At 40.8% G+C, this 16,152-nt stretch carries 20 protein-coding genes; 19 read left to right on the top strand and 1 reads right to left on the bottom strand.

Translation table 11 applies throughout. The annotated features are described in order from the left end of the window. Positions 1 to 142 precede the first annotated feature (142 nt). The 14 genes from D469_RS0110805 to D469_RS0110740 all read left to right on the top strand — a co-directional run bounded on the left by D469_RS0110805 (position 143) and on the right by D469_RS0110740 (position 11,656). Positions 143 to 1,510, top strand: coding sequence for an MATE family efflux transporter (locus D469_RS0110805; RefSeq protein WP_026286203.1), 1,368 nt, complete (start codon positions 143 to 145; stop codon positions 1,508 to 1,510). 526 nt (positions 1,511 to 2,036) lie between these two features. Next, positions 2,037 to 2,264, top strand: a complete 228-nt coding sequence (locus tag D469_RS0110800; protein ID WP_018923407.1) for a hypothetical protein — start codon at positions 2,037 to 2,039, stop codon at positions 2,262 to 2,264. 491 nt (positions 2,265 to 2,755) lie between these two features. Next, positions 2,756 to 4,081, top strand: a complete 1,326-nt coding sequence (locus tag D469_RS0110795) for a lysine N(6)-hydroxylase/L-ornithine N(5)-oxygenase family protein (RefSeq protein WP_018923406.1) — start codon at positions 2,756 to 2,758, stop codon at positions 4,079 to 4,081. 181 nt (positions 4,082 to 4,262) lie between these two features. Then, the gene (locus D469_RS22455) at positions 4,263 to 4,550 is read left to right on the top strand and encodes a hypothetical protein (protein WP_020610682.1); all 288 of its coding nucleotides are present in this window, start codon (positions 4,263 to 4,265) and stop codon (positions 4,548 to 4,550) included. A 146-nt stretch (positions 4,551 to 4,696) separates the two neighbouring features. Next, entirely contained in the window at positions 4,697 to 5,101 is a 405-nt protein-coding gene (locus tag D469_RS0110785; RefSeq protein ID WP_018923405.1) for a hypothetical protein, read from the top strand. Between the two features lie 325 nt (positions 5,102 to 5,426). After that, positions 5,427 to 6,041, top strand: coding sequence for a ribonuclease H (gene rnhA / locus D469_RS0110780; protein WP_018923404.1), 615 nt, complete (start codon positions 5,427 to 5,429; stop codon positions 6,039 to 6,041). A 9-nt stretch (positions 6,042 to 6,050) separates the two neighbouring features. Beyond that, positions 6,051 to 6,602: a GNAT family N-acetyltransferase gene (locus D469_RS0110775; RefSeq protein ID WP_018923403.1), complete on the top strand. Its 552-nt coding sequence runs from the start codon at positions 6,051 to 6,053 to the stop codon at positions 6,600 to 6,602. Continuing rightward, positions 6,602 to 7,600 carry an LLM class flavin-dependent oxidoreductase gene (locus D469_RS0110770; protein ID WP_018923402.1) on the top strand — a complete coding sequence of 333 codons (999 nt, stop codon included), beginning with the start codon at positions 6,602 to 6,604 and terminating at the stop codon, positions 7,598 to 7,600. The genes D469_RS0110775 and D469_RS0110770 overlap by 1 nt, the downstream gene beginning before the upstream one ends. A gap of 253 nt (positions 7,601 to 7,853) precedes the next feature. After that, a complete protein-coding gene (locus D469_RS0110765; protein WP_018923401.1) occupies positions 7,854 to 8,366 on the top strand; it encodes a type 1 glutamine amidotransferase domain-containing protein in 513 nt (170 codons plus the stop codon). 169 nt (positions 8,367 to 8,535) lie between these two features. Beyond that, positions 8,536 to 9,075, top strand: a complete 540-nt coding sequence (gene msrA, locus D469_RS0110760) for a peptide-methionine (S)-S-oxide reductase MsrA (protein ID WP_018923400.1) — start codon at positions 8,536 to 8,538, stop codon at positions 9,073 to 9,075. After that, complete coding sequence (gene msrB / locus D469_RS0110755) at positions 9,072 to 9,503, top strand: peptide-methionine (R)-S-oxide reductase MsrB (protein ID WP_018923399.1); 432 nt, start codon at positions 9,072 to 9,074, stop codon at positions 9,501 to 9,503. Before msrA ends, msrB begins: the two co-directional genes overlap by 4 nt. A 129-nt stretch (positions 9,504 to 9,632) precedes the next feature. Further along, positions 9,633 to 10,067: a ferritin-like domain-containing protein gene (locus D469_RS0110750; protein ID WP_018923398.1), complete on the top strand. Its 435-nt coding sequence runs from the start codon at positions 9,633 to 9,635 to the stop codon at positions 10,065 to 10,067. 300 nt (positions 10,068 to 10,367) lie between these two features. Then, positions 10,368 to 11,267: an alpha/beta hydrolase gene (locus D469_RS0110745; protein WP_018923397.1), complete on the top strand. Its 900-nt coding sequence runs from the start codon at positions 10,368 to 10,370 to the stop codon at positions 11,265 to 11,267. A gap of 59 nt (positions 11,268 to 11,326) precedes the next feature. Beyond that, positions 11,327 to 11,656: an SCP2 sterol-binding domain-containing protein gene (locus tag D469_RS0110740; protein WP_018923396.1), complete on the top strand. Its 330-nt coding sequence runs from the start codon at positions 11,327 to 11,329 to the stop codon at positions 11,654 to 11,656. Between the two features lie 206 nt (positions 11,657 to 11,862). Here the strand turns inward: D469_RS0110740 and D469_RS21640 are convergent, their stop codons facing one another. After that, on the bottom strand, positions 11,863 to 12,018 hold the full coding sequence (locus D469_RS21640) for an FbpB family small basic protein (RefSeq protein WP_018923395.1): 156 nt from the start codon (positions 12,016 to 12,018) through the stop codon (positions 11,863 to 11,865). 316 nt (positions 12,019 to 12,334) lie between these two features. Between D469_RS21640 and D469_RS22355 the strand changes: the two genes are divergently transcribed. The 5 genes from D469_RS22355 (at position 12,335) to D469_RS0110710 (ending at position 16,139) form a co-directional block, all read left to right on the top strand. Continuing rightward, the gene (locus tag D469_RS22355; protein ID WP_018923394.1) at positions 12,335 to 12,484 is read left to right on the top strand and encodes a hypothetical protein; all 150 of its coding nucleotides are present in this window, start codon (positions 12,335 to 12,337) and stop codon (positions 12,482 to 12,484) included. 152 nt (positions 12,485 to 12,636) lie between these two features. Then, positions 12,637 to 13,629 (top strand): MBL fold metallo-hydrolase, encoded by a 993-nt coding sequence (locus D469_RS0110725; RefSeq protein WP_018923393.1) that lies wholly within the window; start codon positions 12,637 to 12,639, stop codon positions 13,627 to 13,629. Between the two features lie 99 nt (positions 13,630 to 13,728). Continuing rightward, on the top strand, positions 13,729 to 14,148 hold the full coding sequence (locus D469_RS0110720) for a hypothetical protein (RefSeq protein ID WP_018923392.1): 420 nt from the start codon (positions 13,729 to 13,731) through the stop codon (positions 14,146 to 14,148). A gap of 449 nt (positions 14,149 to 14,597) precedes the next feature. Further along, on the top strand, positions 14,598 to 15,200 hold the full coding sequence (locus D469_RS0110715) for a DNA-3-methyladenine glycosylase (protein ID WP_018923391.1): 603 nt from the start codon (positions 14,598 to 14,600) through the stop codon (positions 15,198 to 15,200). A 138-nt stretch (positions 15,201 to 15,338) separates the two neighbouring features. Continuing rightward, positions 15,339 to 16,139 (top strand): VLRF1 family aeRF1-type release factor, encoded by an 801-nt coding sequence (locus D469_RS0110710; RefSeq protein WP_018923390.1) that lies wholly within the window; start codon positions 15,339 to 15,341, stop codon positions 16,137 to 16,139. Positions 16,140 to 16,152: the final 13 nt, after the last annotated feature.

Raw genomic sequence — 16,152 nt, 5'->3', positions numbered from 1 at the left:
GTCAGCTTTGTAATTGCTTAGATACGGGTGCTTATGTCTAGAGGGAATGAAGGTGACCCCCTTCAGTCCTCTATTTATTTTATATTATTTTGCGACCGTATTAGCGAGTTTTAAAGCAGGGCGAAAAAGTAAGGCGATGGCAATGTATCCAACTCAAACACTGAAAGAAAAGATTTCCTTATTTATGGCGGTTTTAATGCCTATTTTAGTCACGCAAATTGGGCTTTTCTCTATGAATTTTGTAGATACACTCATGAGTGGGCGAGCAGGGGCTGAGGACCTGGCGGGCGTGGCCATAGGTTCAAGTATTTGGCTCCCCGTCATGACTGGGGTTACCGGGGTCATGATGGCCCTCACACCGATTGTAGCCCAACATATTGGAGCAGGGCGTAAGGAAGAGGTTGCTTATGATGTTACACAAGGGCTGTATTTGTCGGTTGCTGCTAGTGTTCTTATCCTTTTGCTTGGCTTCATGTTATTAGATCCAGTCTTAGGGCTAATGGCTTTAGATCTTCCTGTTGAAGCGACGGCAAGACATTATTTAATCGGTTTGGGATTTGGCGTTTTCTTTTTATTTGCTTCACTTGTGTTGCGAAGTTTTGTGGATGCACTTGGAGAGACAAGAGTCACCATGATGATTATTCTTTCCGCCTTGCCGATTAACGTTTTTTTTAATTACGTATTAATCTTTGGGAGGTTTGGTTTCCCAGAGCTTGGTGGTGTTGGAGCGGGCTATGCTTCAGCTATTACCTATGGTTTTATTTTTTTGATTTCTATCATTTTCACGACTAAGATGAATCGGTTAGCAGCTTTTCCTATATTTAGAACATGGTTTGTACCTTCATTTAGAAAAGTAAAAGAAATTCTCTTTATCGGCCTCCCAATTGGGTTTACCATATTTTTTGAAACGAGTATTTTTGCTGCGGTTACTTTATTAATGAGTGAGTTTAGCACCGAGGTTATTGCTGCTCATCAAGCAGCTTTAAATTTTGCATCTATATTATATATGCTCCCCCTTAGTATAGCTATGGCTTTAACGATCGCTGTCGGTTTCGAGGTGGGGGCGAAGCGATTGAATGATGCGAAACAATATACGCGATTTGGCTTATGGGTCGCTCTAGGGCTTGGTCTCTTTGCCTGTATAGTTATTTATCTGATGAGAGAGCCAGCGTCGTACTGGTATACGACTGAAGATGAAGTGGCCGTGTTAATCCAGCACTTTTTAATATATTCTATTTTCTTTCAGTTATCTGATGCTATTGCGAGTCCGATCCAAGGGGTGCTGCGTGGTTATAAAGATGTAAATGTACCGTTTATTATTGCATTTATATCTTTTTGGATCATAGGTCTGCCGGCTGGTTTTCTTCTGGCTAATGTTACTTTTCTTGGACCATTTGGGTATTGGGTTGGGTTAATTTCGGCGCTTGCTACCATGGCTCTATTTCTGTATTTTCGCTTATTTTATATACAACGAAGAGAAAAAGAAAGAATTGAGTCTATAGATTTGTAAGCAAAATGTTAGCAGATGTACTGTAGCTACTAAAAACCGTGTGAACTGAGAATTTTCAGGTTGCGCGGTTTTTTTAAATAAAGAAATGAATCATTATATTCCTTCATGTGTGTGTAAGTTGCTAAATGGGTATAGCCTATCGTGCTGTTGAAAGGAGGAAGGGGATAACATGAAATCAATCGATTATTAACATGGTTAAATGCCGCTTCCTTAGTGATAGTCGTAGTAATAAATGTGTTATCAAATACATTACCAATTAATGGTCAAACAGCTGGTGAGGTTTCAAATCGTCTTCAAGTTTTGTTAACACCGGCAGGATATGTTTTTTCAATATGGAGTTTCATTTATCTCTTACTTGGCATTTGGATTTTCCGACAATTAAGCAATAATCAAGAGGCTCTTGAGTCTAGCAGCCGAATTGGTGAAAGTCGCAAATTCAGCTGACAAATGTGGCATAGAAAAGTTTTATTCAGGGAATGGAGAGTACAAGAGGAGATGATTCTACTAAAGAAAGGCGGGAGATCAAATGGCAGTTACAAAAGAAGAAGTTCGTGGACTGATTGACCATTTATCAGAAGAACAAGTGGAATCGGTATATGAATATATTCAGGAGATACGTAAAACTGGAGAGCAAGAACTCTCTGAAGGACAGGTTAAAGGATTGTATGACGATGAAGCTTATCTTGAAGAAGGAGAACTTAATCCTTTTGATGATGTAAAGAGTAAATCTGTAGACCGCGACGACCGGATTTAACAGTTCAACCGTCTGTTTCTACAGACGGTTCTTCAACGAGGATGCCCCATAAGTCCAGTCTCGGAAAATGCAACTGGCACATACTCGTATTCACCACAGGCACAAGTGTGACTACGGCTTCTTCTTCACTACGTTTGATGTTGCCGTGCCTTTTTTGGCGCGGGCGGGCAACTCTTTAGTCTCCTCGGGAATCCGCTCTGCAGGGTCTTGATCTGAAATGTTTTTCCTCAGTCGTCACACTTGCTCCAGTCTCATCAACTACTTCTCACTATAAGTTCTAGTGGATAATGATAAATGTAATTATCGGTGATTTGCCTTTTTGCAGCCTCGTTGCTTTTTTGCTGGATTATATGCGAATTGCTTATTTGTATACATGTCCTAATCGAATTTGTTGAGATAATCTATTTTTCAACTTGGGAGCCCGGGGAGAATTCATTTATAAGGAAATGGGAACATTGAAGTTGGAAGATGTGCGTGGAGGGATGAGACGAATGAACGATAAGGATCAATCGCTTTTAGAGTATGATGTGATTGGAATTGGAATAGGGCCATTCAACTTGGGTTTAGCAGCCCTTTTAGATAAAGTAGATGATATTCATGCGCTTTTTCTTGAACGTGATACTTCTTTTGTTTGGCATCCAGGAATGCTTTTAGAAGGAACGGTGTTGAATTCAAATTTTATAGCTGATTTAGTGACCTTTGCTGACCCGACAAGTCCTTATACATTTTTAAATTACTTACATAAAAAGAACCGCTTGTACCAATTCTTCTTTAACAAGAAAATGAATATGCCACGAAGAGAATACGAAGCCTATGGGCAATGGGTTGCAGATCAATTATCCTCCTGTCGTTTTGGGAAGCTAGTTACAGACGTTCAAGAACGAAAAGAAAGAGACGGATACCTTGTAACGGTTGCAGATGCAGCTACAGGAAGAGAAGAACAGATGAGGGCTAAACACATTGTGGTAGGGACTGGCTCAAAGCCTTTGATCCCAGAGAAACTAAAACCTTATATTGGCGAGGACATTTTTCACAGCAGTTCATATCGGCGTGTTTCCGCTCGGTTGAAACATGGGGAAGAAGTGACAGTTGTAGGGTCCGGGCAAAGTGCGGCCGAAATCTTTTATGACTTACTAAAAGACCAAAAATATTATCACTATAAACTATCCTGGTTTACTCGATCTACTCAATTTTTTCAAGCTGAATCCGCTAAATTGGCACGGGAAGTCTTTTCCCCCGACTATGTCTCTTATTTTCGCACCTTGCCAGAAGAGGAACGGGTACAAGCCTTGCCGGCATTGGACCAAGCCCGTAAAGGGATAGAACCGCAAACGTTAATGGAAATTTATGATTTATTGTATCATCGCTCCATTGAGCGTGAGGATCCTTTTGTGACCTTGCAAGCTTTGACTGAAGTGACGGATGTAAGTTATAGCTCAGATGGAAGAGTGAAGTTAAAAGCCAGCCAATGGCAAAAAAATGAAGAGTTCACCTGGGAAAGTGATAAAGTTATTTTAGCGACGGGTTATAAACCCGACATCCCAGAGTGGTTTCATCATTTTGAGCATGTCATTGAAAAAGAAGCTTCAGGGGAACGTTATTTAATAGATGATCATTTTAAACTTTCCTTTACCGATGGGCGAAAGCATTCTATTTTTATGCTGACAGGAATTGATCATGCTCATGGCACTGCTTCCACTAATCTTGGTCTTTCCGTTTTTAGAAACCAAACGATTATTAATGAGATAGCTGGTAGAGAGGTTTATCCGATTGAACAGGGGACCATTTTTCAACAATTTCAGCCTAAAGGAGGATAAGAATCGATAAGCTTACACATACTAGAAGTGAGAATCGTGACGAACTTCATAATTTTGAGAGAATAACACAAGTTGATGAGAAAATGTGTAAAAGTTCCCTGATTCGTTTAACTTAGCTCATACGTGGAATAACCACTTATGTAATTAACATCGATAAAATTATTTAAGGAGTGACTATTTAATGAATAAGAAATTATTGTATTCTGGACTTAGTGGGATTTTAGCACTTGGAGTACTTGGAGCTTGCGGAGACGATATGGATGACGATCTAGATGATGGCAACGGCATGGACGAGGATCCAGCAGAAGAAGACGATGTAGATGATGGACTAGACGACGATGACGATGAAGATGGATTAGATGATGATGATGACGACGATGATGACGATTTAATGGATGACGACGATGATGACGACGACGATGACGATTTAATGGATGACGACGATGATGATGACGATGACGACCTATAAACATTAAACCAAAAGCACCCGGGGAGACCCGGGTGCTTTTTCTTGAGCTTCTTGATAGGGGGAAATGTGAAAATACATGATTGAAGGTCATTAAAGAGGGGAATCGAAAAATAAAAGTATCCGAATAAGCTTTCGGGGGTGATGGGTTGAATGTAAGTTGGCTGCTTGTCTTCTTTTTAGCCTGTCTCGTAACAGTTCTTGGTTTTTTTGTTGTACTTGTGGTGCATTATTATATAGAGAAAGATTTAAACGGAAAACAAGAATTTTTTCCGTTTACGATTTGTGGATTTTTACTCTCACTCACATTTTTTGGTTCTACCATGATGTCTGTGTATGGAGTAATGCTTGGAAATGTTGCAGAAATTGGTTGGACTCGTATGCTTATCCAGGCATATGTCTTTCCGGCTCCTTTCTTGCTAATCTTATATCTTCGGGTGTTTCCTACCTTTCGAGAGCTGATGAGACCATATGTTGAGGAACAGAATAGTAACGTTGTTTATTTAAAGCCAAGGACGTATCGGCGCATTCAAAAACAGGAAAAAGAAAACTAAGTTCAGCAGCAGTACTTCAGCCTCCTCGTAAAGCCTATGACCGTCCGCGGTAAAGAAGACACGACGACAACGAATGTCGTGAAGATGAAGCCGCTGTTGCCTTTGTTTGTAGTGAAATCGGCCGCCTAGAGCAAATTCAATGGCCAATAGACTGTATAATGACCTCAAAACCTATGGATACTTTGCCAAGTTAATGACCTAGGCCTCCTTTAAAGACAAGGGGGCGTTTTTAAGTTTATGCTAGCAACTAGCGAGTTCATGTTACACCTTTATGAATGGAGTGCTACAATAAAGTGAAATAACTGGAAAGAGGAAGGAGACGAATATGGCTAAGAAAAAATATTATGTCGTTTGGAAAGGCAGACAACCCGGTATTTATTCAACATGGAAAGAATGTGAAGAGCAAGTCAAAGGATATTCCGGCGCTTCTTTTAAATCGTTTCCATCGAAAGAGGAAGCCGAAGCAGCGTTTTCTTCCCCTTCTAAGCCACGTAATAATAAAGAAAAGGGAACTAATCAAGCAAAAGAAACTTATATCGCTGACAGTATTTCGGTTGATGCAGGTTCTCATGGGAACCCAGGCATTATTGATTATAAAGGGGTAGATACCTCTACAGGAGCCGTTCTGTTTGAACGAGCTGGAATCAAAAAAGGAACAAATAATATGGGTGAATTTGTAGCTATTGTCCATGCTCTAGATCTACTGAAACAGGAAAACAGCCAAAAACCAATTTATACGGACTCCCAGACTGCTATTTCTTGGGTAAAGAACATTAAAGTAAACACCACCCTGGCAAGAGACAATGAGACCCAAGAAATGTGGGAACTGGTGGATTGGGCGATCAATTGGTTGAAAAAGAATAGGTGGGAAAATCCACTATTAAAATGGGATACTAAAAATTGGGGAGAAATTAAAGCTGATTATGGCCGGAAAAAATAAGGAGGGCTCATGTTTACGATAAAAGTGGATGATGAATTAGAACTTTGTTTGTTGGACCAGCGCCACGTCCATGAGCTTTTCTTACTGATTGATGAATCACGAGCATTTCTGAGTCAATGGCTGCCATGGGTGGACGAGATTGAAACACCGGCTGATTATCGCAACCTGCTTGAATTTTGGCAGTATGAATGGCTTCGCGGTACAGGCTTTCAAGTGGGAATTCAAAAAGATGGCTTTATAACAGGTGTAATTGGGGTAGCAGAGGTGAATGCAAGGACGAGGACGTGTTCAGTTGGTTTTTGGATGGCTGAGCGTTACACAGGCCAACGTATAATGAAAAGGGCGCTTATCCGATTAACTGAGGTGTTATTTGCTGAGTATGGGATCGAACGAATTGAATTAAAATGTGCAGAAGATAATCAAGCAAGCTTACACTTAGCTAAGAGTTGTCACTTTGTAGAGGAAGGCAGACTTCGCCAGGCTGAACGATTAGCTGATGGCTCACGAGATCTTATATTACATAGTTTGTTGAAAAGTGATCATGCAGAGGAGTTGCTATAATGCCTTCGATAAGTATTCTTGATCAGTCTCCAGTTCTTAAAGGACAAACAGGTGCTGAAGCACTCCACGATACGGTTAAATTTGCCAAACTGGCAGATGAATTAGGATACAAACGATTTTGGGTTTCTGAACATCACGATACACGATCGCTAGCCGGTTCTAGTCCCGAAGTATTACTCCCGTATCTGGCAGCGGCGACCAAACAAATTCGGCTTGGGTCAGGTGGAGTCATGTTACCGCATTACAGCGCCTATAAAGTAGCTGAACAATTTAAAGTAATAGAAGCACTCACCCCTTCCCGCATTGACTTAGGGGTCGGCCGTGCGCCCGGAGGCATGCCACGGGCAACCATGGCCTTACATGAAGGTAAAAAGAGAGAAGTCCACAAATATCCAGAACAAGTTGAAGATTTGTTGTCTTACTTGAATGATTCCTTAGATGTTAATCACCCTTACTACGGTTTAAAAGCTACTCCTCAAGTAGATCATAGTCCAGATGTATGGATTCTTGGCTCGAGTGAGGGCAGCGCAGAAATTGCGGCGCAGCATGGACTCCCTTTTTGCTACGCCCAATTTATTAACGGTGAAGATGGAAAGCGGGCGTTAGAAAGGTATCAAAAATCCTTTCAACCATCGCCTATGTTAAAAAAGCCATATGCGATGCTAACGTTGTTTGCCGTTTGTGCAGAGACCATTACAAAAGCTGAGAAAATGGTGAAGGTAACGGATGAGGTCCTTTTAGCAATTGAACAAGGCAAGCAACTCGAGCATATGCCAACCTATGAAGACGTCTCAGCACAGACTTACACAGAATATGAAAGGAAACGGATTCAATATAACCGTTCTCGTATGGTAGTGGGAACAGGAGCAAGCATAAAAGAAGAGCTTGAGAGCTGGAATAAAGGAGTGGAGGTGGATGAGTGGATGTTTGTTACACTCACTTCCACCTTTGAAGAAAAAATAATAGCGAGTCGCGAGCTGGCCGGTGCTTTACTATAAGTTACATCTAGATTGAAGTTGATGTGGTAAGTGATAGGGGCACGTAATGCCTTATTATCAGCTGCGGATTTGTCACGTTACCTCAAGAGCCTCCTCGATGTTCTGCTTCTGTAGACTTCCCCTTATTCACTTTTTGGCAGGTAGCTCGTATCTTCGCCAGTAACAAACCTTGTTTGAACAGAGCCAAAGTTTAAAGGAGGTAAGAGTTGGGAATGTTCTTCTCTGTAATCTTAATTTAGGAGGTATGGATAAAATGAGTAAAAAGATTGCAGTAGTCATGACTGATATGTTTGAGGACTCAGAATATACAGATCCTGCCGAGGCTTTTAAAAAAGAAGGCCATGAATTAACCGTTATCGAAAAAGAAAAAGGAAAACAGGTGGAAGGCAAGAATAAAGAGACTTCAGTAACGACAGACGCCAGCATTGACGATGTTGACCCAGCTGATTTTGACGCTCTCTTTATTCCAGGCGGTTTTTCTCCGGACATGCTGCGGGCAGATGAACGCTTTGTCTCTTTTTCTAAACATTTCATCGATGAAGATAAACCAGTCTTTGCAATTTGTCACGGTCCCCAGCTTTTAATTACGGCCAAAGCATTAGAAGGAAGAAAAGCAACCGGTTTTATATCCATTCAAGTGGATATGGAATATGCAAAAGCCGATGTTAAAGACGAAGAAGTTGTCGTCTGCCACAATTTGGTGACCAGCCGTACTCCCGATGACTTGCCAGCCTTTAACCGTGAATCCTTAAAACAGTTACAATAAGTATGAAGAAAAGCTCAGCCGCAACTTGATTTGCCGGCTGAGCTTTTTATTGAATCATCAGCTCTTCAAGCAGATTTACTCATACTTAATGGATACAAATCGTGGGAGAAGATTTTAAATCAGTCTGCGTGCTATACTAGCAGCAAAGGCAGAGGGAAGGAGGAGTTAGATGACAGACGAAAAGAAATTCGCCACATTTGCTGGCGGTTGTTTTTGGTGCATGATTGGTCCATTTCAAGAGCTAAAAGGGGTTTCTTCCGTAATTGCAGGATATACTGGCGGGCATTCGGAGAACCCGACTTATGAAGAAGTGTGTACGAATACTACCGGCCATGTAGAAGCTGTGCAAGTCGTCTATGATCCTGGTGAAATATCTTATGAGGCCCTGCTCGACACGTTTTGGAAGCAGATTGACCCCACTGATAAAGGAGGTCAATTTAATGATCGGGGTGAATCGTATCAAACCGCCATTTTTTATCATGATAACGAACAGTTAGAAGAGGCTAAGCGCTCCAAAGCATTATTAGAAGAAGAGGGACCGTTTGAATCTTCAATTGTAACACCCGTGCTGCCTGCTAAGACGTTTTACAAGGCGGAAGAATATCACCAAGATTATCACAAGAAAAATCCGTCACACTATAATTTATATAAAAAAGGTTCAGGACGGGAACCTTTTATAAAACTGTATTGGGAGGAAAAATCTCCATGAAACAAAAAGCAGACCTCAAAAAAGTGTTAAACCCTATTCAATATAAAGTCACACAGGAAGATGCTACTGAGCGGCCATTTGATAACGAATTTTATGATTTCTTTGACGAAGGTCTTTATGTTGATATCGTTTCGGGGGAAGTGTTGTTCAGTTCAAAGGATAAATTTGAATCAAATTGTGGCTGGCCAAGTTTCACAAAGCCCGTGCATGAAGAAAATATAACCGAACATTTTGATACCTCATTTGGAATGAGAAGAACAGAAGTCCGCAGTAAAGAAGCGGATTCCCATTTGGGCCATGTCTTTCCAGACGGACCGCCTCCGACAGGACTCAGGTATTGCATCAATTCTGCCGCCTTATCATTTATTTCAAAAGCGGAACTAAAAGAAAAGGGATATGAGGAGTATAAACACTTATTTGAAGAATAAGTGTACAGATTGAATGAGCCACTCTCTTTTTCCATTAACTGATGTTTTACAACTTTTCATAAGGGTATAGTACAGACAGAGACCTTTAGAGGCGGTTTGCTTAACTTGTGTGAAAAGGAGGCTACATCTATGGACGAAAAAACAGAACAATTAATTGAAGGCTTAAATGAAGATCTAGCTAATGAATATGCTGCTATTATCATGTACAACAACTATGCAGCGGTGGTAACAGGTCTGTATCGCCAAGTATTAAAACCTTTTTTTGAAGGCGAGATTGCAGACGAACAGCATCATGCCTTGTATTTAGCTGAAAAGATTAGTGTATTAGGGGGGACCCCAACTACTAAACCAGCTGAGGTCCGGCAAACAGATGATGTAAAAGAAATGCTCCAAAATGCGTTTCAAGCAGAAATGGAGACAATTAAACGTTATAAAGAAAGAGCCAAGCAGGCAGATGAACTTGGTCATATTGAGTTGCAAATTAAGCTTGAAGATATGATTGCAGACGAGACGGGGCATATGGAAGAGATGGAGCGTCTGCTCCAGGACCCACGCCTGCAATAATATAACGAAAATGAATTTACTGCTGTCCGGGAAAGGTTACTCCTCTCCCGGACAGTTTTTTTATTGAACCGGCAATTACCGGCACTGCTATCCAAAGGTTGTCCCCTTTTCTTTCTCTATTTAATAGTGGTATAGTTTTTTGTACACGCTACTACATAAATGCGTATGATGTATAAAGAGCTTTGGAGGAGCGGGGGAGCTTTGAGGCACTTTGAGTCTTAAGGATGAAGTACAACTGTCCATCGGACTACTCTTCTGTGCTTAGCTCTTTTAGATTTTACGTTTAATGGAGTCGATACTATGAATTCAGATAAAAGTAATTTTCTACACCCTGCTGCCCAGTCCGCGCTCACTCGATATCGTTCCTATTACCAGTTGCCTACGGATTGTGTGCAAGAGCAGACCTTTTTAAATGTATGGGGCACGGATGTTTTTGTGCAATGTTATTGTCCGGATACACCGTGTGGGACTGTCCTCTTATTACATGGTTATTTTGACCATGCAGGAGCCTTAGCGCCGCTCATTTCATTTTTAACCGAGCATAAGTATCAAGTCTATACTTTAGATTTTCCCGGTCATGGGCTCTCTGAGGGGGAACGCTATTCGATTCCCGATTTTTCTTACTATGAAGAGAGTGTAAAGCAGACGATCAATTGGATGATGGAACGTGAACTTAAACCCTTTCATATAATTGGCCACAGTACCGGTGCAGGAATCGCCGCGAAATACGCTTTAACTTATAAGGATCCAATGTTAAAGCGGGTCGAGCTTGTTGCTCCATTACTTCGTTCCTCGCATTGGCACCTGTCTAGAGTTGCCCACGCGCTTACCTCTTCGATGATTAATCAGGTTCCGCGTAAGTTCAGGCCCAACTCGGGGGATACAGATTATTTAAAGAGGCAACAGCAAGACCCGCTTCAGGATAAGTTCATACCATTAGAATGGCTGCAGGCTCTATTTAATTGGGAAAAAGAAGTAAGAGGTTTACAAACAGCCTCTGCCCGCGTAAGCATCATTCAAGGTGTAAAGGATCGAACAGTAGATTGGAAGCATAACATTAATTTTTATAAAAATCTTTTTCCTAACTCCCACGTATTTCTGATTGATGAAGGCCAACATCAACTTCTAAATGAGAAGGCTTCCATTCGGCAAATGGTATATGAGCTTATTATTCAGCGCCTAAATAACGAAGGAACGTAAAAAAATGACGTGAACCGAATAGGATAGAGTTAATAAAGGAATGAAGGGGGAGACGGGGCTTGGCCATTACTAAAAAATTAGAACAGTTACAAGCAAAAGTTAATGAGAAGCCTGAGAAAATAAAGGGAATCGAAAAAGTGTACCAAATTGAGCTGACTGGTGGTAACGAAAGTACGTTACAAGTAATATTTGCAAATGAAAAAGTTAATTTTATAAAAGGGATTCAGCACCAGCCGGCGTGTATATTGAAATTATCCGAACAAGATTTTCATAAGCTGCTGGATGGAGACTTAAATCCGACTGCTGCATTTATGACTGGAAAATTAAAAATTGAAGGGGAAGTCGGAGAAGCACTAAAACTTCAAAGCATAATCAATGCCTACCAATAAGAAAGGGGCAACGTCCGAGAATCTTGTCGAAGTGCCCACTTTAGAAAAAAAGCGTATCACTTTTTTGTCGAAACGTAACAGAAATTTGTCGAAACGTCCAAGTAAAGCGTTTACATGTCCAAATTAACCTTTAGGCCACTCCATCAGCTCAGAACTTGTTCAAAGAAAAAACCACCGTTTTGGTGGTTTTTTAATGGAATCATTTATTAATGTTCTTTGTCTGCTTTTTTTTCATGGATCCGTTCAGCTTGGCGTTGCTCTACTCGATCCTCTACCTCCATCATGAGAGCAGGGTCATTTTCAAGTTCTTTTTTGTTCTCGTCAACTAGTTCATCAAAAGAATACCGCAATTGTTTTCTCATAAGCGTCATCATTTCCTTTTTATATGATATAGGGAACTCCCTATGTGTTCATTATACAAAAAATCGCGGCAAAAAAGGTGACAAACTTGTTACAACTTTTTAAATTATTCTGTCAATTACAAACGATGGTACACATCATATTTCAAAGTGTAAAAAAATATAAAAATAAGCGCTTTCAATATGGTTTTTGTATTTACAACAAAATCCACAATTGATAGAATATTTAGTACATTAAAATGTTCATCTTAAATAGACAAATGATCATTGGAGAAAAACGTATAGGCTTGGGGACACTAAAAAGTTAGGGGAGAGACCAATGACGGTATCAGAAAAAAAGCGCATGGAAGACATGCAAAGAAAAATTGAAGAGTTGAACGTGGAAATAAAACATTTGGAACAAAAGAGTAAAAATGAATTTGAAACGCTTGATACGGACTCTTTATTTACTGAAATGTATAATATGTAATTTTGACAGCGGAAGGACGTGGTTGATGTTTAACTAGAAGAGTTAAGCATCTTTTTTTTCGCCATATCTGCCAGAGAAGGATGAGTAGTGTACTTCCTGGTTTTCTCGTATAATAAAAATGAGGTTGATTTAATATGAAAGGAGGAGAGTAAATGAAAAAGAATAAACTGCAAGCTGTGCATCAGATCACGGTGCCGACACCTTTTCAAGTAGGACCAGTTCATGTATATGTCATTAAGGGGGAGGCCCTAACGATGATTGATGCGGGCCCTAAAACTGAGGAAGCCAGGGTGTTGCTAACTACTAAAATGAAAGAACTGGGCTTTCAATTTCAGGATATTGAACAGATTATTTTGACGCATCATCATCCTGACCATATTGGCCTGGCCGATCAGTTTCCTCATGCGGAGATAAAAGCACATCACAGAAATGAACCGTGGATCAGCCATGATCATATGTTTTTTTCTAAGGTGAAAGATTATTTTTATGAGTTTTACCGGTTACACGGAGTGCCGCAGCATTTTATTGATATGATAAAAAAAGAACACCTTGCTTATATTAAATTGTGTCCCCAGTTTGAACTGAGTCAATTTTTAAATGAGGGAGATCAGATTGAAGGACTTTCAGGATGGAAAGTAATTGAAACTCCAGGTCATGCCCAAACGCACATTAGCTTGCTACGGGAAGAGGATGGATTGTTTATTGGAGGGGACCACATACTTGCTGACATTTCTTCAAATGCGATCATAGAAGCACCTTATGGCAATGAGGAACGCCCTAAAACGTTATTACAATACCGAAACGCATTAAGACGTTGTAAAGAGCTTCCCATTCAACAAGTTCTTCCAGGACACGGAAGAGCAATTGGCAATCCTGCGGGATTGATTGATAAGAGACTTAATGAACAGGATGAACGGGCAAATTATTTATATGAGTTGTTAAAAAAGGATGGAGAGCAAACTTCTTTTAATTTATGCCAACAGCTGTTTCCTCAGGTTCATCAAGTACAGCCGGCTTTAACGTTGTCAGAAGTAATTGGCCATCTTGATTTATTAATTGCTAATAAGGACGTTGATGCTTATCAAGAATCAGGCCATTTTTATTATGTTGCTGGGGAAAAAGAATACGTGAATATGAATGAATGATCAGTCATTTTTTTGGCAAATTACTTATGAGAGGTGTGGAGTTAGGGAATTTTGGGTACTTATGGTAATATAGTGGACAATAGAGCTGGAGGTGAGATCATGGAACAAAAGGTCAAAACACGTACTGGCATTGGCATTATTGTAGGAGTGGTCCTAGCTATTGGCTGTTTAATTGCAAATAAATCAGCCCGCCGCCAAGTACTTACCACCACAAAGAAAACAAATGAAGGTATTCGAGATGCTGCTACTTTTCTGCAAGAAAATCGTGAAGAGATCATTTCACAAATTAAACGGGTCTCCAGTGAACTTTCGCAGTTGTCACAGTCAGCGAACCAGGATCTAAAAACGATAGCTGAGCGTGCTTCACATTTGAAGGACACGACATCAGAACTTGCAGAAACGACAAAAGAAGCAACTGAAGATTTAAAGGAATTAAAAGAAGAAGAGAACGAAGGGAATTATATAGAACCTGGGCAGTTCGAGCCGTCGGGTGACCCATCAGTGGAGAAAAAAGCATAATAAAGATTGAATTGCCCTGATTATTCAGGGCTTTTTACTTCTGAACACATGCTTTGTTTGATGAAGGAGGCTCCCTTTTTCTCAAGCAGCAGGGGCTCGAGGTCAAAAGTCGCGCTCTTTCCAAGTTAAAAAGCGGCTTCGGCAGCTTGTTTCTTTTGCGTGACGCCCCTGAACACTGCTTTCCGCTTTTCTGTCCAGCTTCGGCGCCTAGAGGCTCGAGGATTTTTCTGCCCCAGCCTCCGAGGAGCAAGCTCCTCTGCGCAGGTGCTGAAAAACTTGTCGCCTCTGAGCAAGGCGCCTCCGCTTTTCTCTGTCTAGCTGCAAGCAGCAGGGGCTCGAGGTCATAAGCCGTTCACCTTCAAAGTCAAAGAGCGACTTTGGCGCCGCCCGTCTTATGCTTGACGCCCCTAAACACTGCTTTCCGCTTTTCTAAATTAGGAGGGATTTTTTTGGAACAGCCGCTTCCTGCTTCTTTTTACGAAAAACCGACATTGGAATTAGCAGAAGCATTGATTGGGAAAAAGCTGATTTCTATTTCTGAGCAAGGTGAAACGTCAGGATACATTGTTGAAACTGAAGCATATATTGGTCCTTTGGATCGGGCAGCTCACAGTTTCAATAATCGGCGGACCAAACGAACAGAAGTGATGTATCATGCACCTGGTTCCATCTATACCTATGTCATGCACACCCATTGTTTGTTAAATATTGTAAGCGGAGACATTGACGCCCCTGAAGGTGTATTGATTCGAGCTCTTGAGCCATTGGATGGCTTGCCTCTTATGTATCAGCGTCGGCAACGAGCAAAAAAAGATTCAGACTTAACGAGTGGACCTGGTAAATTAACCCAAGCTTTAGGAATTACTCTTTCTTTTTATGGCAAACGAATTGATGCTCCTCCGTTATTCGTTACAGAAGGCAAGACATTTGAGAAAGTAGCCTCTGGTCCTCGCGTTGGCATCGATAATAGTGGAGAAGCGAAAGACTATCCATGGCGTTTTTTTGTTCCTGACCACCCTTGTGTTTCTAAAAAACGCTCCATCTCTACGTGAGTAACGTTTCAGGTAAGGTTCTCGCAAATCGTCTTTCTTCTTTCTTATGATTACGTGTTTAATAAAAAAAAGATAAGGAAATATAAGTATTAGTATCGTTCTTAGTAAGGCATTTAACAATTGAGGGGGAATGACGCGATGGCATTACTTGAAGATGTAGCTTCACTTAAGAATAAAACAGATGAAACGGGAGTTCTCTCCATTTACTTAAGCACTGATTTCAGTCAACAGAGTCAGCAAACCGGTGAATGGAAAATCCTTTTGAAAAATGGCTTGAAACGCTTGAGAGAGTATATAGAAGCAAGTGGTACACACGAGGAATTAAAGACGTTCAAGAAAATTAGCGAGCAAGCGAGTAAGCAAATTCATGATCAGCAAGTAAATATGCACCGCAGTGTTATATTATTTGCTTCAGCTGACGGAGATATATGGACGGAAAGATATTTGCAAGTACCAGTTGAAACAGAATTTCATTGGGAAAAGCACCCTGAGACTACCCAATTGGAAACCTTACAGAAAAACTATCCGACCACCGGGGTTATACTTGTACAACAGCGTGATGTTGTATTGATGGACACAGCCCTTGGCGAAATTCGAGATGAAGTGCAGTACAGCTGGGATCTTGAAAGTGAAGACTGGAAAGAATACAAAGGGACATCCGCCCAAATTCGGGTTGCCTCTGGGACCACGGATTTTGATGAGTTTCAGCAGCGTTTTGAAGAGAACCGCCAACGTTGGTATAAAAGCCTAGGGTCAGTACTGGACCGAGAGGTGAAAAAGCGCAAATTGAATGAGGTGTACTTGATAGGAAGTCAAGACTCCATCAATGATTTGGGCAAGCATTTGAACACGAATATCACCAATACCATTTCAAAGAATTTATTCTCACACCCAGGGCATGAAATTCTAAATCATGTTTATAATGAAGATATAAGATAGATAAGATAAAAAG

The sequence above is a fragment of the Salsuginibacillus kocurii DSM 18087 genome, assembly GCF_000377705.1.
Classification (GTDB): Bacteria; Bacillota; Bacilli; order Bacillales; family Marinococcaceae; genus Salsuginibacillus; species Salsuginibacillus kocurii.
The sequence above is the reverse complement of the archived record's forward strand: the minus strand, read 5'-3'. Positions and strand labels throughout refer to the sequence as shown.